This is a genomic window from Kitasatospora sp. NPDC022785 (assembly GCF_055561295.1).
The window spans coordinates 149,910-171,687 of the sequence record NZ_JBVHHB010000016.1 but is presented as its reverse complement, the minus strand read 5'-3'; the positions used below and the strand labels follow the sequence as shown (position 1 = coordinate 171,687).

Sequence of the window (21,778 nt, the reverse complement as noted above, 5' to 3'; positions counted from 1 at the left end):
AGCCGGTCCTGCCAGCATCGCCCCGGTTGCGGGAGCCCCCGGAATCCGGCCCACGGCCCCTCCGGCGCCGACACCCGTGGGCCCGGCCAGCGGCGCCGGCGGAGGGACCACATGACGACTGCTTCCGAGGACGCCCAGGGCCTCGACCCGAGGCGCTGGCGCGCGGCGGTCTTCGTACTGGCCGCGATGGCGCTGGACCTGATCGACACCTCCATCGTGGTGGTGGCGCTGCCCGGCCTGCGGGACCGTCTGCACGCGGACGGCGCCGAGCTGCAGTGGGTGGTTGAGGCGTACACCCTGAGCTTCGCGCTCTGCCTGGTGACGGCCGGGCGGATCGGGGACCTGCTGGGCCGCAAGCGGGTCCTGCTGACCGGCATCGTGGTGTTCGTGGCCGCCTCGGTGGCCTGCGGTCTGGCGGCGGACCCGACCATGCTGATCGCCTCGCGGGCGGTGCAGGGCGTGGGCGGCTCACTGGTGGTGACGCAGGGCCTGTCGACCTTTCAGGTGGCCTTCCCGGAACGCGAACGGGCCCGGGTCTTCGGCCTGTTCGGCGCGCTCTCGGGGCTCGCGACGGTGCTCGGGCCGGTGCTCGGCGGGCTGCTGATCAACGCGGACCTCTTCGGCCTGTCCTGGCGGCCGATCTTCCTGATCAACGTGCCGGTCGGGCTGGTGGCCCTGCTGGGCGTCGCCCGCAACACCCGGGAGTCCAGGGCCCCGGACGCCCGCCGGCTGGACGTGCCGGGTGTGCTGCTGGTGACGGCGGCACTGCTGGCGGTGCTCTACCCGCTGGTCGAGGGCCGTGAACTCGGCTGGCCCGGCTGGACGTTCGCCGCGATGGCCGGCTCCGTTCCGCTGTTCGTGCTGTTCGCCCGGTACGAGCGGGCCAAGCAGCGCCGGGACGGCTTCGCCCTCGTCCAGCCGGCGCTGTTCGCCGGCCGGCAGTTCACGGTGGGGCTGGTGCTGCTGCTCTTCTTCTTCGCCGGGGTCGCCGGGTTCTTCTTCCCGTTCACCTTCTACCTGCAGAGCGGCCTGGGGTTCTCCGCGGCCGGCGCCGGTCTGGCGCTGGTGCCGTACTCGCTCGGTGCGATGGCCACCTCCTCGTTCTCCCCGCTGGCGGTGAAGCGGCTGGGCCGCTCGGTGCTGAGCGGCGGCATCGTGGTGATGATCGCCGGCACCGTGGCGCTGCTGCTGACGGTCGGCCACTACGGCGCCGCCGCCTCCACGCCGGTGCTGGCGCCGTGGCTGGCCCTGACCGGGCTCGGGATGGGACTGGTGGCCTCGCCGATGATCGGCCTGGTGCTGTCGGACGTCCCGCCCGAGGACGCCGGCTCCGCCTCCGGCATCCTCAACACCGTCAACCAGCTGGGCGCCGCGGCCGGGGTCGCGGTGCTCGGGGTGCTGTTCTTCGGGCTGCTCGGCGGCCCCGAGCCGGCGGGCGCCGGAGCGGCGCGGTCCGCGTGGGCGCTCTCCCGGGTGCTCTGGTACGAGACCGGCATCCTCGCGGTGGCCCTGGCGCTGACCCTGCTGCTGCCGTCGGCGCCGGACGGCCCCCGCGGGGCCGACGCCCTGCCCGACGGCCTCCCGGAGCCGGCCGGAGCCCCGGGGGCGCCGTAGGCGCGCCCGCGGGACGGGGTAGGCACGCCCGCGGGACGGGGTGCCGCCCTGCCGAGGCCGGGTCGAGCCGTCCTCCATCCGGTCCTGCGAGATTCCCGTGCTCAGACCCGTCCCGGACGACAGAGGAGACCTGACCGTGACAACAACCGCATGGGACGTCGGAACGGCGGGCGGCATCCTGCGCCTCGGCAACCGGTTCTGCGACGCCAAGGCGCTGCTGACCGCCGTCCGCCTCGACCTCTTCACCCTGCTGGACGAAGGCCCCGCGAGCACCGAGGAGCTGCGCGACCGGCTCGGGCTGCACGGCCGGGGCCTCGCCGACCTGCTCGACCTGCTCACCGCGCTCGGCCTGCTGCACCGCGACGCCGGCCGCCGCTACCGCAACGCCGAGGGCGCCGACCGCCACCTGGTGGCCGGCCGCCCCGGCTCCGTCACCGGCTTCCTGCGCGGCTCCGACCTCAACCTCTACCCGGTGTACGGGCAGCTCGCCGAGGCCCTGCGCACCGGGCGGCCGCAGGGGTACACGGACTACCTCGGCATGCTCGAGGACCCGGTCGCCACCGGCCACTTCGCCCGGATGATGGACGGCCTCACGCAGGGGCTCGGGGTCCGGCTGCTCGACGCCCTGGACGGCACCGCGTTCGGCTCGGTGCTGGACGTCGGCGGCTGCCGGGGTCACCTGCTCGGGCAGCTCCTCGCCGCCCGGCCCGCCCTGACGGGCCACGTGTTCGACCTGCCGCAGCTGGAACCGTTCTTCCACGCCTACCAGGCCGAACTCGGGCTCACCGGCCGGTCCGCCTTCCACGCCGGCGACTTCTTCACCGACCCACTGCCCCCGGCGGACGTGGTGATCCTCGGCCACGTGCTGCACGACTGGGACCAGGGGCAGCGGCAGCTGCTGCTGGACAAGGCGTTCGACGCGGTGAACCCGGGCGGCACCCTGCTGGTCTACGACCGGATGCTCGGTGAGCGGGCGGACGACACCGAGAACCTCGTCGCCAGCCTCAACATGCTGCTGGTCACCGACGGCGGCGCCGAGTACACCGTCGCCGAAATCCGGGAGCAGGCCGGGGCGGCCGGCTTCACCGGGCTCACCCAGCGGCCGCTGGCCGACTTCGACACGCTCCTGGTCTGCCGCAGGCCGTAGGACGGTCCTGCCGGCCGGGGGCCGCCCCCGGCCGGCAGGACCCACACCGGCGCCGCGACGCCGACGCGCCCCCGGTCCGCCGCAGCGGACCGGGGGCGCCGTCGTACCACCCGTCAGGACGCCTTGTGGCAGGCGACCAGGGTGTCGTAGTCACCGAGCGGGGTGACCTCGGTGCGGGCGAATCCCGCCCGGCCCGCGTACTCCACGATCTCGGCCGCCGGGTACTCCGAGCCGCCGTCGGTGACCAGCAGCATGTCCAGGCTGATCACCAGGTTCTCCGCGTGCTCCGGCTCGTCGTCCAGCATCCGGTCGTAGACCAGCAGGGTCCCGCCCGGGTTCACCGCGTCGAACGCCTTGTGCACCAGCAGGCTGCGCTGCTCCGGGTCCCAGTCGTGCAGGACGTGGCCGAGGATCACCACGTCCGCCGGGGGCAGCGGGTCGGTGAAGAAGCTGCCGCCGTGGAACTCCAGCCGGTCGGTGAGGCCGAGGCCGGCGATCAGCTCCTTTGCGAAGGGCTCCATCTCCGGCAGGTCGAAGACCTTCCCCGACAGGTGCGGCCGGGCGCGGACGATCTGCGAGGCGAGGTTGCCCCGGGCGCCGCCCACGTCCACCACCGAGGCGTGGCCGGACCAGTCGTACGCCTCGATCAGCTGGGCGCCGAGCACGTTGGTGAAGGCGTCCATGCTGCCGATGAACTGGCGCAGGATCTCCGGGTTCTGGGTCACCTCGTCGTAGTGGCTGCCGGACTGCTGCTGCCCGGTGCGCAGCGCCTCCTCCAGCCGGCCCCAGGCCGGGTAGAGGTTGCGGCTGGAGCGCAGCAGGAAGCCGCCGACGTACTCCTCGCCGCCGCGCACCAGGTGCCGGGTGGTGCCGGGCGCGTTGCGGTAGCGGCCGTCCGGGCGCTCCAGGATCCGCAGGGCCACCAGCAGGTCGAGGAAGTCGCGCAGCCCGCGGCCGTGCAGCCCGAGCAGCTCCCTGACCTGGTCGGCGGAGGCGGTACCGCCGGGCGCGTTGTGCAGCTGTGTGAACAGGTCCAGTTCCACAGCGGTCAGCAGAGCCTTGGCATCGCAGAACGCGTTGCCGAGGCGAAGAATCCCGGCGGCGGTGCCGACGTCCGGGGCCTTGGTCGTCATCGGTGAGACTCCTTCCTGGACGCCTGCCAGCCAGGCGGCCAACCTGTCGCGCTGTGACGCTGTCAGGCGGAGATGGAGCACCCCTCGAACGTCCCTGGAGGACGGCGGACGCATCCCGGTCCGACCGGGATGCCAGGAATCCTCGAGGCGGCGTCGGTACCCCTGACGCAGTGCCGCGGACCGACCCCCGTCACTGTCCATCCGTTCATGAGGGGACACGCATGTATGACGTGAACATCCCTGTGCTGATCGTGGGAGCGGGGCCGGTCGGCCTCTCCACCGCTCTTTTCAGCGGTCGCCACGGGATCCGCACGATGGTGCTGGAGAAGCGCGACGGCACGTCGCTGCTGCCGCGTGCCCCGGGTCTCCAGGCCCGCACGCTGGAACTGTTCCGGGCGGCCGGCATCAGCGCCGACATCCGGGCTCTGGAGATGGGCGACTCCCACCCGTACTTCGAGGGCGGGATCATCCAGACCAGGACCTTCGCCGAGATCGACGACGCAGTGGTGCTCGAGGCACCCTCACTGGACGGGCCGACCGTCAGCCCGGAGCGGGTGATGGGCTGCGGGCAGGACCGCTACGAGAAGGTGCTGGTCGCCAAGGCCCGCGAGTTCGGCGCGGACGTCCGCTTCGGCACCCGGCTGATCGAGTTCAGCCAGGACGAGGAGGGTGTCACCGCCGTCGCCGAGTCCAACGCCACCGGCGAGCGCTTCACCATCCGCGCCCGGTACCTGGTCGGCGCGGACGGGGCCAACAGCAGCGTGCGCCGGCTGCTCGGGGTCGAGCGGGAGGGCCGCGGCACCGTCTTCAACGCGCTGAGCATCTACTTCAAGGCTCCGGAGCTGGAGACCCTGCTCAAGGGCCGCAAGTTCATCCTCTGCTACGCCAGTGTCAACGACACCCTGATGGGCCTGTCCCGGCTGCACGGCTGCGACCCGTACCTCGCGGCCCCGATCTACCACCCCGAACTCGGCGAGAAGCCCGAGGATTTCACCGACGAGCGCTGTGTGGAGATCGTCCGGACGGCGGCCGGCAAGGCCGACCTCGCGGTCGAGATCGTCGACAAGGTGCCGTGGCAGGGCGCCCAGCTGGTCGCCGAGCGGTTCCGCACCGGCCGGGTCTTCCTGGCCGGCGACGCCGCCCACCTCCACCCGCCGGCCGGCGGCTTCGGCGCCAACACCGGCATCCACGACGCCCACAACCTGGCGTGGAAGCTGGCCGCTTCGGTCAAGGGCTGGGCGGGCGACGCGCTGCTCGACACCTACGACGCCGAGCGTCGCGCGGTCGGCTCGGCGATGGCCGCCCAGGCGATGGTCCGCAACCGGATCCGGCACGGCTACGCCACCGACCAGGACCGGGCCGAGATGGTGGACGACATCATCATCACCCTCGGGTACCGGTACACCTCCACCTCGATCACCGGTGAGGGCACGGGGCCGGTGCTCACCCCCCGGCTGCAGCTCACCGGCGAACCCGGCACCCGGGCCCCGCACGTGTGGCTGGAGCGGGACGGCGAGATCATCTCCACCGTCGACCTGTTCTGGGACGCGTACGTGCTGCTCACCGACGCGAGCGGCGACGCGTGGGCGGAGGCCGCCCACCGCGCCGCCGGTGAGCTGGGCGTGCCCCTGCGGGTGCACCGGGTCGGCCCGGAGAGCGAACTGCGGCCCAAGGACCGCGACTTCGCCGAGGCGTACGGGATCGGCGCGGGCGGTGCGGTGCTGGTGCGGCCGGACGCCTTCGTGGCCTGGCGCACCGGCGGCCCGGCCGGCGCCGACGGCGCCGCGGCGCTCACCGGCGCCCTGCGCCGGGCGGCGGGGCTGACGGACTGACGGCACCCGTGCCGGAAGGGCGGCCCGCTCCTCTCGACGAGGAGCGGGCCGCCCTTCCGGTGGTGCGTCAGAAGCTTCCGGTGGTGCGTCAGGACTTTCGGCGGCGCGCCGGAAGCTTCCGGTGACGCGTCAGAGCGCGGCGTCCGACAGCAGGCCGACCTGCTTGAGATCCGCCGTGCAGGGCAGCAGGATCAGCTCGTCACAGCCGGCCTCCCGGTAGGCCTCGACGGCCTCCCGGATGCTCTGCGGCTCGACCAGCACCCCGGAGGCCGTCCGCTCCGCCTTCGGGCCGACGAACGAGTAGTAGGAGCGCAGGTACGAGCCGGCCACGCGCGCGGCGTCCGGGCCCAGGTGGGCGTAGAGGATCGCCACCATCCGGGGGTGCTCGGCGCGCCCCTCGTCGGCCCACACCTGCCGGGCCCGGCGGACCAGCTCCGCGTACGCCGTCACCGAGTTGCCGCCGGCGATCCAGCCGGTGCCGAACCGGGCCGAACGCCGCATCGCCCGCTCCGAGTGCCCGCCGACCAGCAGAGGCACGCCCTCCGGGCGCACCGGCGCGGGCCCGATCCCGGGCACCCGGCCGCGGCCTGCCCAGATCTCCCGCAGCTCGGCGAGCTGGGCGTCCAGCCGGGCGCCCCGGTCGTGGAACCCGGTGCCGGTGGCCGCGAAGTCGTCCTCGCGCCCGCCCGCCGCGACGCCCAGGACGAGGCGGCCCTCCGAGATGGCGTCGATGGTGGCGGCCTGCTTGGCGAGCAGCGCGGTGTCGCTGCGGTAGCCGGCGATCAGGATGGTGGTCACCAGCCTGATCCGCTCGGTCACCGCCGCCGCGGCCGCGAGCGAGACCAGCGGCTCGAAGTTGTCGTACACCAGCCGGTCGAGCACCCCGAGGCTGGCGAAGCCGCACTCCTCGGCCCGCCGCGCCCACCGGGGCACCGCGGGGCCGAAACTGTCGGGCACGGTGGTGGGCAGCCCCACTCCGATCTCCAAGGCTCTCTCCTTCGTCTTCGTCGTCGGTGTCGGTGGTTCGGTGTCGGTGTGTCGGTGTCGCCGACGCCGCGTCGGTGCGTCCGCCTCGGTGCGTCCGCCTCGTGACTCCGCCGCCGCGGCGGTACCGCTGTGGTGCCGGCGGACGGTCAGCGGACCGCCGCCACGCGGCGGTCGGCGAGTTCCTCCAGCGCCGCGACCAGCTCCGCCGGGGCCGGCCGCTCCCCGTTGAGTTCGGCCAGCCGGGCGGCCGCCACCCGCTCCGGGGCGGAGTCCAGCAGCCGGCGCACCTCGTCCCGCAGCCGCTCCGGCCCGGCCTCGTCACGGCTGAGCACCTCGCCGCAGCCGGTGGCCAGCACCCGCGCCGAATGGCCCGCGTGGTCCGGGAGCTGCGGCACCAGCAGCAGCGGCACCCCGGCCGCCAGCGCGGTCAGCACCGTGCCCGCGCCGCCGTGCGACACGACCAGCGCGGCGTCGTCGAGCAACCGGCAGAGCGGGGTGTCCACGGTGACCGTGACGTCGCCCGGCAGTTCGCCGATCAGCGGCAGCTGGGCGGCCGAGACGGCGAGCACGACCTCGGTGCCGCCGTCGCCGCCCGCCTCGTGCGCGGCCAGGGCGGCCTGCGGGGCGAGGAAGTGCGCCGGCGAGAGCTTCGCCATGGTGTGGCCCCAGGTCACCACCACGCGCCGACGGCCGGCGGCCGGGCCGGGCAGCGGGGTGCCGGTGCCCGGGCCGTTGAACGGCAGGTACCGCATCGGGAGCCGCCGGTAGTCCACCGGCACCTGGAACTCGTCCGGGCACGGGTCCACCGTGACGGCCCCGAACGGGTCGACCGGCCCCGCCACGCCGTTGCGCTCGGCCAGCGGCGCCAGCACCCCGGGCAGCACGCCCCGGGCCCGCAGCAGCAGGTCCGTGCCGTAGAGCAGCCGGACGGCGGGCACCCCGGCCGCCGCCGCGGCGATCGGGCCGGCCAGCGCGGTCGGCTCGAACACGACCAGGTCCGCCCGCCAGTCCCGGGCCAGCGCGGTGAGCCCGTCCACCATCGAGTCGGCGTGGGCGTGGAACATCTGCATCGCCCGCGGCCCGCGCCCGGCCGGCACCGCCGGAGCCACCGGCGCGGGCACCGCCTCGGAGGGCAGGAGATAGCCGCGGACGAGCCCGGCCGCGTCCACGTCGTGCCCCACCCGGGCGGCCGGCAGACCGGTCCGGACGATCTCCTCGTACAGCTCCGGCTGACTGGCGATCAGCACCTCGTGGCCGGCCGCCCGGCAGGCCCAGGCCAGCGGCACCAGCCCGTACAGGTGCGAGGGCCACGCCCAGGTTGTGAACAGTACCCGCATCGATCCGCCCCACCCTCCTCGGGAACGACAGTCCATCTGCCGCCCCGAAACGTCCCCGACGCTCCTCACGCCCCGATCGCGCCCCACTCGAACCGGCGCCGAGCACCCCTCGGCCGCACCCGCCCGCCCCTCCGCCGGTGGTGGGCCCGGCCGCTCCCCCGTACCGCGACCGCCCGGGCGCCCGCCGCGCCGCGCCCTCCGAGCGGGTGTCGAGGGGGCGTCGAGGGGGCCGCGAGCCGGGCACGGGAGGGTGACCCGGCCGATGTCCGGCGGCGGAGAAGGAGAGGCAGCGATGGACCAGGGACTGCACGGCAAGCGGGTGCTCGTCACGGGCGGCACCAAGGGAATCGGACGGGAGACCGTGCTCGCCTTCGCCCGGGCCGGGGCGACGGTCGCGGCGTGCAGCCGGGGCAGCGGCGCCGAGGCCGACGCGCTCGCCGAGGATCTGAAGGAGACCGAGGGGAACCACCTGCTGGTCCAGGCCGACGTCACCACCAGGGCCGGCGTCACCGAGCTGGCCGAACACGTGCGGGCGACGCTCGGCGGCCTGGACGTGCTGGTCAACAACGTGGGCTCGGACGGCCAGGTCTGGTTCACCGACCTGCCCGAGGACGAGTGGTACCGGGTGATCGACCAGAACGTGACCTCGGCGTACCTCGTGACCCAGGCCGCCCTGCCGCTGCTGCGCGACGGCGGCTCGATCGTCAACGTCGGCTCGTCCGTCGCCCTGCGCGGCCGGGTCCGCGGCGTCCACTACACCACGGCGAAGGCGGCCCTAATCGGCTTCACCCGGGCGCTCTCCAAGGAGCTGGGCCCGCGCGGGATCCGGGTCAACACGGTGGCGCCCGGCCTCACCGAGACCGAGCCGGGTGCCGGGCTGCCGCCCGAGGCGGTGGAGCGGATCGTCGGGATGACGGCGCTGGGCCGGATCTGCCAGCCCTCGGACGTCGCGGGCGCGGTGCTGTTCCTGGCCGGTGACACCTCCGCCTACATCAGCGGCGTGACCCTGAACGTCGACGGCGGCGTCTGAGACCGAGGCGGGCGGCCCCGGACGTCGCGTCCGGGGCCGCCCGCGTGCTCCGCCACCGGCGGAAACCGCTCAGTCCACGGCCGCGGCCCGCAGGTCGTGGACGATCCGGGTGACCGTCATCCCGCCGCCGGCCCGCAGCGGCCCGAGCCGGCGCCGGTGCTCCACGTGCGCCTCGCTGAGCTCGAACTCACGGAAGCTCGCCTCGTCGGCCCAGTCGGTGAACACGTGGTAGACCTCGCCGCCGCCCTCCTCGGCCTCCCGTACCAGTACCTGCCCCCGGTTGGCCGGGTGGGCCGCGATGAGCGTGCCGATCTCCAGCCAGACCCGTTCGAACTCGCGCTCCCGGCCCGGAACGATGTCCATCCGCAGGATCACCCGGACCGGTCCGTAGTGCTGCGCCATCCCCGCCGCCTCTCTTCCGGTCGCCGGGCCGGGCGGCCCGGACCGGGCCAGTGTGGCCGGGCGCGCTCGAATCCCGGTCAATGGGGCCCGTCTTGAGCCGGACCCGATGCCCGGTGGCGATCCTCTGCCTCCAGCCACCGCAGCAGAGGAGTACGGGATGACCGAACATCCGCACGTTCCGGTCCTGATCACCGGAGGCAGTCTGGTGGGGCTCTGCACCGCGCTGTTCCTCGCCCGGCGGGGGGTGCCCTGCCTGGTGGTGGAACAGCGCACCGGGCTCTCGTCGCATCCGCGCACCCGGGGCGTCAACCCGCGTTCGATGGAGCTCCTACGGGAGGCGGGGCTGGAGGAGGAGCTGCGGGCGCTGCCGTCGGCGCGCGCGCTGGCCCGCAACAGCGGGATGCTGCTGGCGACGTCGCTGGCCGGCCGGCAGCTGGGCGCCTTCCAGGAGGAGTACTACCGCGAGGTGGCCTCCGACCTGAGCGCGCTGTCGCCGACCACCTGGTGCCTCTGCCACCAGAACGAGCTGGAGGCGGTGCTGCGTTCGGCCGCGGCCCGGGCCGGGGCCGGGTTCCGGTTCGGCTCCGAGCTGGTCGGGCTGGAACAGGACGACACCGGGGTGACGGCCCTGCTCCGGGACGGTGCGGGCCGCACCGCCCCGGTCCGGGCGGACTACCTGGTCGGGGCGGACGGGCCGCGCAGCACCGTGCGGCGGGAGCTGGGCATCCCGTTCGGCGGCACCGGGCAGCTCGGGCGCTTCGTCGCGATCCACTTCCGGGCCGACCTCTCCGCCGAGCTGGGCGACCGCCGGTTCATCATGTGCTACACCTTCAACTCCCGTGTGCGCGGGGCGTTGATCCCGCTGGACAACGCGAGTGAGTGGCGCCTGGACGTCATCGTCGACCCGTCGGTCGCCGACGACGTGGCTGCCGCCTTCCCGCCGGAACGCTGCCTGGAGCTGATCCGGGCGGCCTCGGGCGTGGACGGCCTGGCGGCGGAGGTGCTCGGGGTCGTCCCGTGGGAGGCGGCGGCGAAGGTCGCGCTCCGCTTCGGCTCGGGCCGGGTGTTCCTGGCCGGGGACGCCGCCCACGTGATGCCGCCGAGCGGCGCGTTCGGCTCCAACACCGGGGTGCAGGACGCCCACAACCTGGCCTGGAAACTGGCGGCGGTGCTCGCCGGGCAGGCCACGCCGGAGCTGCTGGACAGCTACGAGGCGGAGCGGCGGCCGGTCTGCGCGGCCACCGTGCGCCAGGCGGTGCTGCGCCAGCAGGACCGGCCCCGGGGCGGGGACCGCCACGGCCGGCGCGGGGTCCCGCCGGGGGTCGTGGAGGACGTCACGCTCTGGTTCGGCTGGCGCTACCCCTCGCTCGGGCTCCCGGCCGCGGCGCCGGACGGGCCGGTGACGGCGGACGGTGAACCGGACGGGCCGGTGACCGCGGACGGTGAACCGGAGGTGTGGGCCGTCGACCCGCGCGGCCTGCCGGGAAGCCGGGCCCCGCACGTGCGGCTGAGGCGCCCCGGCACCGGGGAGCTCTCCGCCCTCGACCTCTTCGGCCGCTCGGCCGTGCTGCTCACCGGCGCCACCCCGGGCCGCTGGCCGGCCGCGGCACGGGCGGCCTCCCGGCTGCTCGGCGTCCCCCTGACGGTGCACGGCATCGGCGGCGCCGGCGAACTCTCGGACCCGGACGGCACCTGGGCCAAGTCGTACGGGGTGAGCGAGGCGGGCGCGGTGCTGGTCCGGCCGGACGGGGTGGTGGCCTGGCGCTCCCCCGGTGCGCGGGAGGACGCGGAGCACGCGTTGGGCGCGGCGCTGGCCCGCCTCTACGCCCGGACCGCGTAGCACCGGCGGGCGGGACGCACGGAACGGGCCCGCGCCGGCTCGGCGCGGGCCCGTCGGGGGATCGGCGGGACCGGGGCCACCGGGAGGATCGGTGGCCTGTCGGCCCGTCGGGGTCCTCAGATGTGCTCGATCACGACCGAGGCGTCCTTGTCGCCGTCGCCGGCCTCCACGACGGCGGCGAAGCGGGCCCGCACGGTCTCCAGCACCGGCATCGCCACCCCCGCGTCGGCGGCGTCGGCGACGGCGAGGCGCAGGTCCTTCTCCATCAGTTCGGAGCGGAAGAAGGCCGGCCGGTAGCTGTTCTTGCGCATCAGTTCGGCCCGGAAGCGCATCACCTGGGAGCTGAAGCCGCTGCCCGCGATGGAGGCGAGCAGGCGGTCCCGGTCGAGGCCGGCCCGTTCGCCGTAGGTCACGGCCTCGGCGAGCGAGGCGACCTGGGCGCCGAGCAGCAGGTTGAGGATGAGCTTGGCGGTGGCGGCGGAGCCGGGGGCGCCGAGCGGGACGAGTTCGGAGCCGATGGTCTCCAGGACGGGCCGGACGGCCTCGACGTCCCGGTCCTCGCCGGAGAGGAACACCCGCAGCTGCCCCTCCTGTGCCTGGATCGGGTTGCCGACGACGCACGCCTCGACCCGCCGGAGCCCCCCGGCGGCCAGCCGGGCGGCGGCCTGCCGGGCGTACTCGGGCGAGACGGTGGAGGTGTCGATCACCAGGGCGCCGGGGGCCAGCACCGGGACCACCTCGCCGAACAGCACCTGCTCGACGGCGGCCTCGTCGCTGAGGCTCAGCAGCACGGTGTCGGCACCGGCGGCGGCCTCGGCCGCCGTCGCGGCCACCACCGCGCCCTCGGCGCGCAGCGGCTCCGCCCGGCTCGCGGTCCGGTTGTGCACGGTCAGCGGGTGTCCGGACCGGAGCAGGCGGTGGGCCATGCCGCCGCCCATGCTGCCGAGTCCGATGAACGCCAGTCTCGCGCGGCTCATAGTGCTGCCTTTCTTCATCCGTCGTGCTGGTGGGAACGTGCGGGCAGAAGGCTGTCCCCGGCACCGGGGGTGAGCGCCGGGGACAGCGGTTCGGGGCGGCGGTCAGTACGCCGCGTCGACCTGGTAGATCGCGAAGGGGGTGCCGGTGCGGTTGTCCCGGAAGGGCCGCAGCGGCGCGGTGTCGTCGCGGTGGCCTGCACCGCGCTCCCACGCCTCGAACGCGGACCAGCTCTCCCAGCGGCTGACCACGACCAGCGAGGACGGGTCGTGGTCCTGCCGCAGCAGTTCGTTCCCGAGCATCCCGGGCACCGCGGCCAGCCGCCGGCTCACCTGGTGGTAGGCGGCCCGGACGGCCGCCAACTCCTCCTCGTCGCGCGCGATCTGGTACACCAGGACACGCACCTCAGGCATGGGCGGCCGCCCGGCCCCGGATGTGCGAGACCACCTCCATGGTGTGGAAGGACGCGCCGCTGCGGTACGGGTACAGCCGGGCCCGGTGCTCCAGGTGGGCCTGGCTCTCCTCGAACTCACGGAAGCGCGGCTCGTCCAGCCAGTCGCTGACGATCCAGTAGACCCTGTCCTGGTGGCTGTCCTTGGACAGCCACTGGCCGAGGTTGGCGGGGTGGCCGGTGACGGCTTCGGTGCCGCGGTGCCACTCCTCGACGAACGCGGTCTCGGCCTCGGGCCAGATCTCCATCCGCAGCATGACCCGGAACGTCATCAGGAGATCCCCCCGTCCACGCTGACGGTCGAGCCGGTGACGTAACGGGAGAGGTCGCTGGCGAGCCAGAGGACCGCGCCGGCCACCTCCTCCGGGGTGCCGAGCCGGCCGAGCGCGGTCTTGGCGCTGTACCGCTCGACCATCACCTGCTGCTGCTCCTGCGGCATCCGGTGCAGGTTCTCGGTCTCCACCACGCCGAGCGCGACCACGTTGAACCGGATGCCCCTGGCGCCGAACTCCTTGGCCAGCGAGCGGTTCAGCCCGACCAGCGCGGCCTTGGTGGCGGTGTAGTGGGAGCGCAGCGGGATGCCCGCGTCGACCGCCTTGGAGCCGATGCTCACCACCGAGGAGCCGCCGTGCAGCAGCGGCAGCGCGTGCTGGATCACCAGGTGCGCGGCGGTGACGTTGGTGGTGAAGACCCGCTGGAACTCCTCCAGCGGCAGCTCGGCGTACGGGATGTGGCTGATCGCCCCGGCGTTGTTGACGACCAGGTCGAGCCGGCCGTACGCCTCGCCGGCGCGCGCCACCAGGTCGGCGACCTCCTCGGGCCGGGTCACGTCGGCCCGCAGCACCAGGTGGTTGCCGCCGGTCTCCTTCAACTCGCGCTCCAGCGAGCCGACGTAGTCGCTCTGCTGCTGGTAGCAGGTCACGACATCGACGCCGGCCCGGGCGAGGGCGAGCACGATGCCCCGGCCGACGCCTCGGGTACCGCCGGTGACGAGGGCCTTCTTGCCCTCCAGGGCCAGATTCATGGTCTTCCTCCGTGTGGCTGTGGGGGTCGGTGGTCAGAGCAGGGCGGCCAGCGCTGCGCAGTTGGCGACGAAGGCGAGGATGGCGAGCAGGCTGCGCCTGCGGTTCCACGGCCCCCAGACCGCGCGCGGGTCGAGTTCGGCGAAGTTCTCCGGCAGGTTGTCCGGGTCGATGCCCTGGATCCACTTGTTGACCGGGACGTTCTTGGTGAGCGAGATGGCGATGGTGACGGCGGCGAGCGCCGCGGCCGCCAGGCAGAGCAGCCGGGCGGCGGTGCCGGAGCCGCCGGCGGCCAGCGCCACGTCACCGGCCAGGGTGCCGACCAGGCAGATCGGCATCAACGGGTCGTAGCGGGTGGCGAAGAACGCGTGGGCGTGCACGTAGCGGTCCGGTGGCAGCGCGGCCAGCAGCGGCCAGCCGCCGAGCTGGGTGCCCAGGAGCACCCCGGCGGCGAGGCCGTTGAGCAGTACCACCAGCGGGGCGAGCAGTGCGGTCACCGGAGGTCCCTTCCCGGGGTGTCAGGCGCGGGCGCGGGCGGCGGCCTCGACCTTGCCCTTGATCAGGTCCATCTGGACGGCGGTGTTGCGGTTGAGCCGGTCGGTCATGGCCGCGTCGTCGACCGGGGCCTGCGGCTTCATGTGGAAGTCCTGGATCCAGCGCATCCGGACGCCGGACGCCTCCTCGGTGTACTCCCAGCGGATGTCCATGTACTCGAACGGACCGGTCTCGACCCGGTGCGCCGTGACGGTGCGGGTCAGCGGGTCGGGGGTGCGCCGGGAGACCCAGCTCCACACCGCGCCGTTCTCGTCGGGGTGCATGGTGAGCCGGAAGGTGACGGTGGCGCCGTCGCGTTCGAGCACCTCGGCGGAGGCGTACTCGCTGAACAGCCGCGGCCAGTTCTCCAGGTCGTTGGTGATCTCCCAGACGGTCTCCAGGGGGGCGTCGATGACGATCGAGTTGTCGGTGTGACCGGCCATGGCGGGTCTCCTTCCGTCAGCGTCCGAGGATCAGGGCCGAGGCGAACCCGCCGTGGCCGCGGGCCAGCACCAGGGCGTGCCGGAGCGGGCCGGTCCGGGGTTCGTCGGTGACGAGGTCGAGGTCGCAGCCGGGGGCGAGCGCCTCGACGCCGGGGGTGTGGGGGATGACGCCGTCGCGCAGCGCGAGCAGTGCGGTGGCGACGTCCAGCGGCGCGCCGCCGCCGTAGAGCCGGCCGGTGAGCACCTTGGGGGCGGTGACCGGTACGGCACGGGGGCCGAAGACCCCGCTGATCGCCCGGGCCTCGGCGAGGTCCTCGGCCGGGGTCCCCGCGGCGTCGGCGAAGACCACGTCGATGTCCCCGGCGGTGAGCCGGGCGTCGGCGAGCGCGGCCTCGACGGTGCGGCGCAGCGCGGGCGGGCGGCCGGAGCCGGGTGCGGGGTCGAAGCCGGCCGCGTAGCCGAGCACCCGTCCGTAGCGCTGTCCGGCGCCGCGCTCGTCAGCCGTGGCGGCCCGTTCCATGACGAGGATCGCACCGCCCTCGCCGGGCAGGTAGCCGGCTGCGGAACGGTCGAACGGCAGGTAGGCGCGGGCCGGGTCGGGCACGGTGGAGAGCTTGCCGGTGGAGAGCTGGGCGGCGAACCCGTACGGGCAGAGCGAGGCGTCGGTGCCGCCGGTGACGACCAGCCGGGCGTCCCTGCGGGTGAGCCGGCGGGCCTGGCCGATGACGTCGAGCCCGCCCGCCTGTTCGGCGCAGAGCACGCCGCACGGGCCGCGCAGCTTGTGCCGGATGGAGATCTGGCCCGTCGTGGCGGCGTAGAACCAGGCGATCGACTGGTACGCGCCGACCCATTCGGGTTCGTGCTGGTAGAGCGCCTCCATCTCGTGCTGGCCGAACTCGGTACCACCGGAGGAGCTGGCGGTGACGACGGCCATCTCGTACTCGGGGAGCGCGGCCGGGTCGACGCCGGCGTCGGCGAGGGCGGCCTCGGAGGCGGCGAGCGCGAGGTGGGTCCAGTGGTCGGTCTGCGGGATGAGCCGGCTGGACACCGTGTCGGCGGCGCTGAAGCCGGTGACCTCGCCGGCGAACCGGACGGGGTAGGGCTCGGGGTCGAAGCGGGTGATCCGTTCGATGCCGGACTTGCCGGCCAGGACGGCGGCCCAGTGGGCCTCGACGCCGATGCCGGTGGGGGCGGTGATCCCGATACCGGTGATCACCGGGGGCTGGTCGTCGGCGGGCATGGTCAGCTCCTCCCGTGGCCGGCCGCGCCGGGCCGGGCCAGGACCATCGCGCTCTGGAAGCCGCCGAATCCGCTGCCGACGGTGAGCACCACGTCGGTGCGGTGCTCACGGGCGGTCAGCGGGACGTAGTCCAGGTCGCAGTGCGGGTCGGCGTTGTGCAGGTTGGCGGTGGGCGGCACGACCTGCCGGTCCAGGGCCAGTGCGCAGGCGGCGACCTCGATCGAGCCGATCGCGCCGAGCGAGTGCCCGATCATCGACTTGATGGAGCTGACCGGGATGTCGTAGGCGTGGTCGCCGAGTGCGCGCTTGAACGCCGCGGTCTCGTGCCGGTCGTTCTGCTGGGTGCCGGATCCGTGCGCGTTGATGTAGTCGACGGCGGTGGGGTCGAGCCGGGCCCGGTCGAGGGCGACCGAGATGGCCTCGGCCATCTCCCGGCCGTCCCGCTTGAGGCCGGTCATGTGGTGGGCGTTGCTGCGCCCGGCGCTGCCGGCGATCTCGCCGTACACGTGGGCGCCGCGTGCCTCGGCGGCGGCCTTCTCCTCCAGGACCAGGACGGCGGAGCCCTCGCCGAGCACGAAGCCGGCCCGGTCCCGGTCGAACGGCCGGGAGGCGTGTTCGGGGTCGTCGTTGTGGGCGGTGGTGGCCCGGATCGCGTCGAAGCAGGCGGCGCTGATCGGCGAGATCGGCGCGTCGGTGGCGCCGGCCAGCGCGACGTCGGCGCTCCCCTCCTCGATCAGCTGGACGGCGTGCGCGACGGCGTCGATGCCCGAGGTGCAGCCGGTGGAGACCAGCGAGACCGGGCCCTCGGCGCCGGCCGCCCACGCGACCTCCACGGCGAGCGTGGACGGCACCATGTAGCCGTAGAGGTGCGGGACGCCGTAGGTGTGGTCGACGAGCCACTGCCGGCCGCGGTCGCTGAGGACGAGGTACTCCTCCTCCAGGCCCATGGTGCAGCCGACGGCGCTGCCCACGCCGACGGCGATCCGCTCCGGCCGGACGGTGGCCAGGTCGAGGCCGCTGTCGGCGATCGCCTCGCGGGCGGAGACGACGGCGAACTGGGCGGCCCGGTCCATCCGCCGGATCTCGCGGGCCTCCAGGCCGGCCGCGGCCGGGTCGAAGTCCACCTCGGCGGCGACCTTCGAGCGGAACCCGGCCGGGTCGAAGAGGCTGAGCCGCCGGGTGGCGGTGCGGCCCTCGGTGAGCAGCTGCCAGAACGCCTCCCGGCCGACCCCGCCGGGCGCCACCACGCCGATCCCCGTGATCACCGCCCGCCGTTCGGCGGTCATCGGGAACCGCCCACCTGCGGGTTGGCGGCCGCCGGGTGCTGGGCCGGCTCGGTGTCCACGTGGCCGAGTTCGGGGCGCGGCGCGAGCGGCGACAGGTGGAAGGCGCAGTTCGCTGTGGTCTCACCGGTGTTGACGAGCCGGTGCCGGACGCCGATCGGCACCAGCAGCGAGTCCCCGGCGCCGAGGGCGACCGTCTGGCCGTCCAGGGTCATCTCCAGCACGCCGGAGACGACGTGGATGAACTCCTCGGAGTAGGGGTGGTAGTGCTCGGTGACGTGGTCCCCGGGGGCGAGGCGCAGCACGCCGCCGAAGCCGGAGGTGCAGCCGACGGTCTTGGGGCTGAGGGTCACCCGGATGTCGCCGCCGCGCTTGACGTTGGCCTCGACCTGGTCGGCGGAGACCTTGACGGTGCGGGTGATGGTGTCGCGGTCGGTCTCGGTGGTCACTGGATCCGCCCCTCGTCCTTGGTCCACACGTAGAAGGGGGTCGCCATGGCGTCCTTGGGCTCCTTCCAGTTCGGGTCGTACGGGTTCACGCAGGCGGCCAGCCGGGTGTTGATCTCCTCGTAGAGCGGGTGGCTGCGGGCCCGGTAGAGATCGGGCGTGATGTCCTGGTCGGCCTCGACCAGGTGGAAGTAGAGGTCGTGGAACCGGAACAGGGTGCGCCGGGAGACACCGACCAGGTGGGGCAGTTCGGTGGCGTCCGAGTCGCCGAAGATGCCCGCGATGTCGTCCGCCTTGCCCGGCTGCAACTTCGCCACGATGAGGGTTCGGTGCATTGCTGTCCTCCTGCCGCTGGGTGCCCTTCCGACACGCCGGACTGTTGCAGCGGCAACTGGAGCCAGGCTCAAGAGGCCGTCCAGGCAAGCGACTTGAGGAGAATACGAGCCGCCGGTGGTGGCCTTGGGGGGTTCACCGCCCACCGCACACGCAGGAGCCACCCATGCCGTTCGCCGCCATCACGTACGACATCAAGCCGGGCTTCGAGGCCGAACTCACCGAGATCTTCGGCAGCTTCCGCCGGGTGAGGTCGGACCGGGTCCGCACGGAGAGCGGTGAGGAGGCCGGCCGGATCCTGGCCACCGCCGTGTTCATCCGGGACGACACCCTGGTGCGGGTGATCGAGTACCAGGGTGATCTGGACGCGGTGGCCCGGCACATGGCCGGCCAGCCGGGGGTGCGCGAGGTGGAGCTCAGGCTCAAGCCGTACCTGAGCCGGCCCCGGGACACCGACACGGTCGAGGGGTTCGTGGCGACCTTCCGGCGCAGCCTGCTGCGGACGGTCGCGCAGATCTCGGTCCGGGACGCGGCGCCCGCGTCCTGACCGGGCGGCGTCGCGCCGCACCGCGCGGCACCGGAACAAGGGCCGGGCCGGCCTCCCCACGGGGAGACCGGCCCGGCCCTTCTCCGCTCATCGCCCGAGTGCCGCGACGGTGTTGGCGATCAGTGCGGCCACCGCGAGGGCGGTGCGCAGCAGGTGCCAGCGCCGCCAGAGCGGGCGCGGGTCGGTCCAGTCGGCGGGGAGTCGCTGCGGATCCTCGACCGCCTTGACCCGCCGGTTGATCGGGACGTTGCACAGGTGGGACACGGCCGAGACGCCCAGCAGCAGGACCGCCGCGGTCACGGCCGCGGCCCGGACGGCGGAGCCGCCGAGGACCGCCCAGAGGACGTCCGCCAGGGTGGATCCCAGCACGATGGCCGGCATGGTCGGATCCCAGTTCCGCCCGAGCAGCTGATGGGCGTACACGTAGGTGCTGGTGGGCATCGCGAAGAGCGCGGGGAGCACGCTCAGCGCGACGGCGAAGAGCACTCCGGCGGTGACTCCGCTGCCGAGCAGCGCGAGGACGCCCAGTGCCGTGGTCATGGTGGGGCCGCCTTTCCTCGGGTGACCGGGGCGGTCAGGCCCGGTTCGGGTGGGTGTCCACGGTGAGCTGGGAGATCGAGCGCATCAGCGCGTTGCGGAAGTACGCGGCGAAGCCCTCGGCGCTGGTGGTGTCCCGCTCCTCGGCGAGGTAGGGGGCGAGCTTCTCCTCCAACAGGTGGACGCCCCGCTGGGCGGCCATGTGCCGGCCGACGGCGGCGAACTCGCCCTCGTAGTGGATGACCCGGATCAGGACGTCGTCCTTGATGAAGACGCCGGTGCCGAGCAGCCGCCCGGCCTCGCTGCCGTCGGCGGCGGCGTAGTCGGGGGTGTCGACCCGCTGGAACGAGGCGAAGATCGCGGCGATCTCGTCCTCGTGGCCCGGCTTGACGCGGTAGGTGATGGCTGCGTACGGCATCAGGCGGCCCGCGTGGCGAGGCTGTGGTTGATCAGGTCGAGGAGCACCCGGGGGGTCTCGGCCGCGATCACCTCGTCGTCCGGGATCACGATCCCGCGCTCGCGCTTGAGCACTCCGGTGACCTGGAGCAGCGCCAGCGAGTCGTAGCCGAGTTCGAGGAACGGGACGTCGGTGACGTCGTCGGTGTCCAGGTCGTAGCCCTCGGCCTCGCCGGCGCAGTCGCGCAGCTTGCCGGTGAGCTCGGACAGGGAGAACTCGCTCATCGTATGCCTCTCTCGTGGGGTGGTGACGGTCGGTCAGATGGCGCGCAGCAGCCGGCCCGGGGTGACGGTGCCCACCAGGTCGAGGCCGGGGTCGGCGTCCAGCAGGGCGCTCTGGAGTTCGCGAAGCTCCGGGGACGGGTCCAGGCCGAGTTCGCGGCTGAGCACGGTGCGCAGCCGCTGGTAGGCCTCCAGGGCGGTGGAGCGGCGCCCGGAGCGGTAGAGGGCGATCATCAACTGGCCCTGGAGCCCCTCGTGCAGCGGGTACTGGGCGCAGAGGCCGGAGAGCTCCCCGACCAGTTCGTGGTGGCGGCCGAGCCTCAGGTCGGCCTCGATCCGGCGGCCGAGGATGCTCAGCCGGGACTCCTCCAGGGAGCGCGCCTCGGCCTCCAGCAGCAGCCCGCACTGGACGTCCACCAGGGCCGGCCCGCGCCAGAGTTCGAGCGCCTTGCGGAAGGTGGCGGAGGCGGTGACGTGGTCCCCGACGTCCATCGCCCGGTGTCCGCGGCGGCAGAGCAGGGCGAATTCGGTGCTGTCCAGGGTGCCGCCCTGGGTGTCCAGCAGGTAGCCGCCGGCCTCGGTGACCAGGACGCTCTTGGCGCCGAGCGGCAGGCCGACGGGGGCCGGCCCGTCCAGCGCGGCCGCGATGCAGCCGCGCAGCTGGAGGACGTAGGTCTGGAGGGTGGTCTGGACGCTGCGTGGGGGGTGTTCGCCCCAGACCTCCTCGATCAGTGCTTCCACCGACACCAGCCGGTCGGCCCGGCAGGCCAACAGGGCCAGGACCTTCCGTGGCTTGCCGGCCGTCGGAACGATGGACACCCCCGACTGGTCGACCCTCAGCGGGCCGAGCAGGCCGATATCCATATCGCCTCTCCCTTCAGGGTTGGGATGCTCTGTTCACTCACCGGCGCCGCGGAGGCCGCGGATGCCGTCCCGGGCGGCGCCGGCACCGAGAGGTTCGAACGTGCGTGGCGTTTCCCGGTGCTCGGCCGCGAGCACCGCCGACGGGTTGAGCAACTCGCCCAGCAGCAGCGGAAGTTCGCCGTCGCGGACGAAGAAGTGGCCGCCGGCCAGGGTGCGCAGGTGGAAGGCCGAGGTGGTCCACCGCTCCCACGCGGCGACCGCCGTGGGGGTGGCGATCCTGTCCTCCGACCCGGCGAACGCCCAGATCGGGCAGGGCAGCGGCGCGGTGGCGCCTTCCCTCAGCGCGCGGCCGAGGACGAGGTCGGCGCGGGTGGTGGCGAGCATCTCGCGCAGCCAGGCCGGGCGGGCGAGCAGTTCCTCGGGCACCCCGCCGAGGCCGGAGAGCAGGCCCAGCAGCCGGGTGTCGTCGGCGTCCGCGGCCGAGATCAGCGGGTTCGGCAGATGGGGAGCCATACAGGCGCCCACCAGGACCCCGGCGGGGGCCCGCCGCCCGGAGTCGATCCGGTGACCGGCGAACCGGTGGGCGACGAGCGCGCCGAGGCTGTGCCCGTAGAAGGCGTAGGGGCCCTCGTCGAGCAGCGGGCCGAGGTGTTCGTCGAGCTCCCGGAAGAGCCGGTCCACGTCGGTGATCCGGTCCTCGCCCAGCCTGGTCTCGCGGCCGGGCAGCCGGACCGGCACCACCGAGACCAGCGGCCCGATCCGGGCGGACCAGCCGGCGAAGGTCAGCGCGCCGGCCCCGGCGTGGTGGAAGCAGATCAGCCGAAGGGGTGCCCCGGGCCGCGGTCCGGCTGCTACGTACTGGTTCACGCGGCCTCCATCGCTCCAGCTGCACCACCGGACGGCGGTGCCCGACGATGGTGGCCAGCGGCTCTGGAAGGTCGCTGGACGTGGGCTGGAGCGGCGACGGAAGGCCCGCAGACCCCGGGGCCCGCCCCCCCGCCCGGCCGGGCGCCGGGGGGGCGGGGGGGCGGGGGGGGGGCCCCGGGGGGGGGGGGGGGGCGGCCCCCCCCCCCGCCCCCCCCCCGCCGCGGGGGGGGGGGCCC

25 protein-coding genes are annotated in these 21,778 nt (G+C 74.0%); 6 read left to right on the top strand and 19 right to left on the bottom strand.

Annotated features, from left to right (window positions below; genetic code table 11):
* The first annotated feature begins 111 nt into the window (after positions 1 to 111).
* The gene (locus tag ACZ3YO_RS24180) at positions 112 to 1,614 is read left to right on the top strand and encodes an MFS transporter (RefSeq protein WP_465572740.1); all 1,503 of its coding nucleotides are present in this window, start codon (positions 112 to 114) and stop codon (positions 1,612 to 1,614) included.
* Positions 1,615 to 1,750: 136 nt separating this feature from the next.
* A complete protein-coding gene (locus ACZ3YO_RS24175) occupies positions 1,751 to 2,761 on the top strand; it encodes a methyltransferase (RefSeq protein ID WP_465572737.1) in 1,011 nt (336 codons plus the stop codon).
* Between the two features lie 113 nt (positions 2,762 to 2,874).
* Here ACZ3YO_RS24175 and ACZ3YO_RS24170 read toward each other — a convergent pair whose 3' ends face one another.
* Positions 2,875 to 3,894 (bottom strand): methyltransferase, encoded by a 1,020-nt coding sequence (locus ACZ3YO_RS24170; protein WP_396325709.1) that lies wholly within the window; start codon positions 3,892 to 3,894, stop codon positions 2,875 to 2,877.
* Positions 3,895 to 4,115: 221 nt separating this feature from the next.
* Between ACZ3YO_RS24170 and ACZ3YO_RS24165 the strand changes: the two genes are divergently transcribed.
* Positions 4,116 to 5,726: an FAD-dependent monooxygenase gene (locus ACZ3YO_RS24165; RefSeq protein WP_465553290.1), complete on the top strand. Its 1,611-nt coding sequence runs from the start codon at positions 4,116 to 4,118 to the stop codon at positions 5,724 to 5,726.
* Between the two features lie 129 nt (positions 5,727 to 5,855).
* Here ACZ3YO_RS24165 and ACZ3YO_RS24160 read toward each other — a convergent pair whose 3' ends face one another.
* Complete coding sequence (locus ACZ3YO_RS24160; RefSeq protein ID WP_465572733.1) at positions 5,856 to 6,713, bottom strand: LLM class flavin-dependent oxidoreductase; 858 nt, start codon at positions 6,711 to 6,713, stop codon at positions 5,856 to 5,858.
* Positions 6,714 to 6,859: 146 nt separating this feature from the next.
* A complete protein-coding gene (locus ACZ3YO_RS24155) occupies positions 6,860 to 8,050 on the bottom strand; it encodes a nucleotide disphospho-sugar-binding domain-containing protein (protein WP_465572730.1) in 1,191 nt (396 codons plus the stop codon).
* A 292-nt stretch (positions 8,051 to 8,342) separates the two neighbouring features.
* Between ACZ3YO_RS24155 and ACZ3YO_RS24150 the strand changes: the two genes are divergently transcribed.
* On the top strand, positions 8,343 to 9,080 hold the full coding sequence (locus tag ACZ3YO_RS24150) for an SDR family NAD(P)-dependent oxidoreductase (RefSeq protein ID WP_465553294.1): 738 nt from the start codon (positions 8,343 to 8,345) through the stop codon (positions 9,078 to 9,080).
* Positions 9,081 to 9,149: 69 nt separating this feature from the next.
* Here the strand turns inward: ACZ3YO_RS24150 and ACZ3YO_RS24145 are convergent, their stop codons facing one another.
* Positions 9,150 to 9,482: an antibiotic biosynthesis monooxygenase family protein gene (locus ACZ3YO_RS24145; protein WP_465572727.1), complete on the bottom strand. Its 333-nt coding sequence runs from the start codon at positions 9,480 to 9,482 to the stop codon at positions 9,150 to 9,152.
* 157 nt (positions 9,483 to 9,639) lie between these two features.
* Here ACZ3YO_RS24145 and ACZ3YO_RS24140 point away from each other — a divergent pair, with 157 nt between their 5' ends.
* Positions 9,640 to 11,322: an FAD-dependent monooxygenase gene (locus tag ACZ3YO_RS24140; protein WP_465572724.1), complete on the top strand. Its 1,683-nt coding sequence runs from the start codon at positions 9,640 to 9,642 to the stop codon at positions 11,320 to 11,322.
* Between the two features lie 116 nt (positions 11,323 to 11,438).
* Here the strand turns inward: ACZ3YO_RS24140 and ACZ3YO_RS24135 are convergent, their stop codons facing one another.
* The 10 genes from ACZ3YO_RS24135 to ACZ3YO_RS24090 form a co-directional block, all read right to left on the bottom strand.
* Positions 11,439 to 12,299 carry an NAD(P)-dependent oxidoreductase gene (locus ACZ3YO_RS24135; protein WP_465572722.1) on the bottom strand — a complete coding sequence of 287 codons (861 nt, stop codon included), beginning with the start codon at positions 12,297 to 12,299 and terminating at the stop codon, positions 11,439 to 11,441.
* Between the two features lie 102 nt (positions 12,300 to 12,401).
* Positions 12,402 to 12,710, bottom strand: coding sequence for an antibiotic biosynthesis monooxygenase family protein (locus ACZ3YO_RS24130; RefSeq protein ID WP_465553303.1), 309 nt, complete (start codon positions 12,708 to 12,710; stop codon positions 12,402 to 12,404).
* Complete coding sequence (locus ACZ3YO_RS24125; protein ID WP_396323596.1) at positions 12,703 to 13,020, bottom strand: antibiotic biosynthesis monooxygenase family protein; 318 nt, start codon at positions 13,018 to 13,020, stop codon at positions 12,703 to 12,705. The genes ACZ3YO_RS24130 and ACZ3YO_RS24125 overlap by 8 nt, the downstream gene beginning before the upstream one ends.
* Positions 13,020 to 13,772 (bottom strand): SDR family NAD(P)-dependent oxidoreductase, encoded by a 753-nt coding sequence (locus ACZ3YO_RS24120; RefSeq protein ID WP_465553306.1) that lies wholly within the window; start codon positions 13,770 to 13,772, stop codon positions 13,020 to 13,022. The genes ACZ3YO_RS24125 and ACZ3YO_RS24120 overlap by 1 nt, the downstream gene beginning before the upstream one ends.
* A 33-nt stretch (positions 13,773 to 13,805) precedes the next feature.
* A complete protein-coding gene (locus ACZ3YO_RS24115) occupies positions 13,806 to 14,267 on the bottom strand; it encodes an anthrone oxygenase family protein (protein WP_465572717.1) in 462 nt (153 codons plus the stop codon).
* A gap of 21 nt (positions 14,268 to 14,288) precedes the next feature.
* Positions 14,289 to 14,747 (bottom strand): SRPBCC family protein, encoded by a 459-nt coding sequence (locus ACZ3YO_RS24110; RefSeq protein ID WP_465572714.1) that lies wholly within the window; start codon positions 14,745 to 14,747, stop codon positions 14,289 to 14,291.
* Positions 14,748 to 14,763: 16 nt separating this feature from the next.
* Positions 14,764 to 15,987 carry a ketosynthase chain-length factor gene (locus ACZ3YO_RS24105; protein ID WP_396323600.1) on the bottom strand — a complete coding sequence of 408 codons (1,224 nt, stop codon included), beginning with the start codon at positions 15,985 to 15,987 and terminating at the stop codon, positions 14,764 to 14,766.
* A 2-nt stretch (positions 15,988 to 15,989) separates the two neighbouring features.
* Positions 15,990 to 17,273, bottom strand: coding sequence for a beta-ketoacyl-[acyl-carrier-protein] synthase family protein (locus ACZ3YO_RS24100; protein ID WP_465553312.1), 1,284 nt, complete (start codon positions 17,271 to 17,273; stop codon positions 15,990 to 15,992).
* Positions 17,270 to 17,719 carry a cupin domain-containing protein gene (locus ACZ3YO_RS24095; RefSeq protein ID WP_396323602.1) on the bottom strand — a complete coding sequence of 150 codons (450 nt, stop codon included), beginning with the start codon at positions 17,717 to 17,719 and terminating at the stop codon, positions 17,270 to 17,272. Before ACZ3YO_RS24095 ends, ACZ3YO_RS24100 begins: the two co-directional genes overlap by 4 nt.
* The gene (locus ACZ3YO_RS24090; RefSeq protein WP_396323603.1) at positions 17,716 to 18,051 is read right to left on the bottom strand and encodes a TcmI family type II polyketide cyclase; all 336 of its coding nucleotides are present in this window, start codon (positions 18,049 to 18,051) and stop codon (positions 17,716 to 17,718) included. Before ACZ3YO_RS24090 ends, ACZ3YO_RS24095 begins: the two co-directional genes overlap by 4 nt.
* A 164-nt stretch (positions 18,052 to 18,215) precedes the next feature.
* Between ACZ3YO_RS24090 and ACZ3YO_RS24085 the strand changes: the two genes are divergently transcribed.
* Entirely contained in the window at positions 18,216 to 18,596 is a 381-nt protein-coding gene (locus ACZ3YO_RS24085) for a SchA/CurD-like domain-containing protein (protein ID WP_465553317.1), read from the top strand.
* A gap of 87 nt (positions 18,597 to 18,683) precedes the next feature.
* Here the strand turns inward: ACZ3YO_RS24085 and ACZ3YO_RS24080 are convergent, their stop codons facing one another.
* From ACZ3YO_RS24080 to ACZ3YO_RS24060, 5 genes are read right to left on the bottom strand one after another with little or no spacing between them, the layout of a single operon-like run.
* On the bottom strand, positions 18,684 to 19,136 hold the full coding sequence (locus tag ACZ3YO_RS24080) for an anthrone oxygenase family protein (RefSeq protein WP_465572711.1): 453 nt from the start codon (positions 19,134 to 19,136) through the stop codon (positions 18,684 to 18,686).
* Between the two features lie 34 nt (positions 19,137 to 19,170).
* Positions 19,171 to 19,551: a SchA/CurD-like domain-containing protein gene (locus ACZ3YO_RS24075; protein WP_396323606.1), complete on the bottom strand. Its 381-nt coding sequence runs from the start codon at positions 19,549 to 19,551 to the stop codon at positions 19,171 to 19,173.
* Positions 19,551 to 19,814 (bottom strand): acyl carrier protein, encoded by a 264-nt coding sequence (locus ACZ3YO_RS24070; protein ID WP_396323607.1) that lies wholly within the window; start codon positions 19,812 to 19,814, stop codon positions 19,551 to 19,553. The genes ACZ3YO_RS24075 and ACZ3YO_RS24070 overlap by 1 nt, the downstream gene beginning before the upstream one ends.
* A 33-nt stretch (positions 19,815 to 19,847) precedes the next feature.
* A complete protein-coding gene (locus tag ACZ3YO_RS24065) occupies positions 19,848 to 20,675 on the bottom strand; it encodes an AfsR/SARP family transcriptional regulator (RefSeq protein ID WP_396323608.1) in 828 nt (275 codons plus the stop codon).
* Between the two features lie 33 nt (positions 20,676 to 20,708).
* Positions 20,709 to 21,542, bottom strand: coding sequence for a thioesterase II family protein (locus tag ACZ3YO_RS24060; protein WP_465572706.1), 834 nt, complete (start codon positions 21,540 to 21,542; stop codon positions 20,709 to 20,711).
* Between the last annotated feature and the right edge of the window lie 236 nt (positions 21,543 to 21,778).

What these genes read in the sequence shown, in the direction of transcription:
- ACZ3YO_RS24180 (WP_465572740.1), top strand. Translation starts at nt 112, where the DNA reads ATGACGACTGCTTCCGAGGACGCCCAGGGCCTCGACCCGAGGCGCTGG.
- ACZ3YO_RS24170 (WP_396325709.1), bottom strand. Translation starts at nt 3,894, where the DNA reads ATGACGACCAAGGCCCCGGACGTCGGCACCGCCGCCGGGATTCTTCGC.
- ACZ3YO_RS24165 (WP_465553290.1), top strand. Translation starts at nt 4,116, where the DNA reads ATGTATGACGTGAACATCCCTGTGCTGATCGTGGGAGCGGGGCCGGTC.
- ACZ3YO_RS24155 (WP_465572730.1), bottom strand. Translation starts at nt 8,050, where the DNA reads ATGCGGGTACTGTTCACAACCTGGGCGTGGCCCTCGCACCTGTACGGG.
- ACZ3YO_RS24150 (WP_465553294.1), top strand. Translation starts at nt 8,343, where the DNA reads ATGGACCAGGGACTGCACGGCAAGCGGGTGCTCGTCACGGGCGGCACC.
- ACZ3YO_RS24145 (WP_465572727.1), bottom strand. Translation starts at nt 9,482, where the DNA reads ATGGCGCAGCACTACGGACCGGTCCGGGTGATCCTGCGGATGGACATC.
- ACZ3YO_RS24140 (WP_465572724.1), top strand. Translation starts at nt 9,640, where the DNA reads ATGACCGAACATCCGCACGTTCCGGTCCTGATCACCGGAGGCAGTCTG.
- ACZ3YO_RS24135 (WP_465572722.1), bottom strand. Translation starts at nt 12,299, where the DNA reads ATGAGCCGCGCGAGACTGGCGTTCATCGGACTCGGCAGCATGGGCGGC.
- ACZ3YO_RS24130 (WP_465553303.1), bottom strand. Translation starts at nt 12,710, where the DNA reads ATGCCTGAGGTGCGTGTCCTGGTGTACCAGATCGCGCGCGACGAGGAG.
- ACZ3YO_RS24125 (WP_396323596.1), bottom strand. Translation starts at nt 13,020, where the DNA reads ATGACGTTCCGGGTCATGCTGCGGATGGAGATCTGGCCCGAGGCCGAG.
- ACZ3YO_RS24120 (WP_465553306.1), bottom strand. Translation starts at nt 13,772, where the DNA reads ATGAATCTGGCCCTGGAGGGCAAGAAGGCCCTCGTCACCGGCGGTACC.
- ACZ3YO_RS24110 (WP_465572714.1), bottom strand. Translation starts at nt 14,747, where the DNA reads ATGGCCGGTCACACCGACAACTCGATCGTCATCGACGCCCCCCTGGAG.
- ACZ3YO_RS24105 (WP_396323600.1), bottom strand. Translation starts at nt 15,987, where the DNA reads ATGCCCGCCGACGACCAGCCCCCGGTGATCACCGGTATCGGGATCACC.
- ACZ3YO_RS24100 (WP_465553312.1), bottom strand. Translation starts at nt 17,273, where the DNA reads ATGACCGCCGAACGGCGGGCGGTGATCACGGGGATCGGCGTGGTGGCG.
- ACZ3YO_RS24090 (WP_396323603.1), bottom strand. Translation starts at nt 18,051, where the DNA reads ATGCACCGAACCCTCATCGTGGCGAAGTTGCAGCCGGGCAAGGCGGAC.
- ACZ3YO_RS24085 (WP_465553317.1), top strand. Translation starts at nt 18,216, where the DNA reads ATGCCGTTCGCCGCCATCACGTACGACATCAAGCCGGGCTTCGAGGCC.
- ACZ3YO_RS24080 (WP_465572711.1), bottom strand. Translation starts at nt 19,136, where the DNA reads ATGACCACGGCACTGGGCGTCCTCGCGCTGCTCGGCAGCGGAGTCACC.
- ACZ3YO_RS24075 (WP_396323606.1), bottom strand. Translation starts at nt 19,551, where the DNA reads ATGCCGTACGCAGCCATCACCTACCGCGTCAAGCCGGGCCACGAGGAC.
- ACZ3YO_RS24070 (WP_396323607.1), bottom strand. Translation starts at nt 19,814, where the DNA reads ATGAGCGAGTTCTCCCTGTCCGAGCTCACCGGCAAGCTGCGCGACTGC.
- ACZ3YO_RS24065 (WP_396323608.1), bottom strand. Translation starts at nt 20,675, where the DNA reads ATGGATATCGGCCTGCTCGGCCCGCTGAGGGTCGACCAGTCGGGGGTG.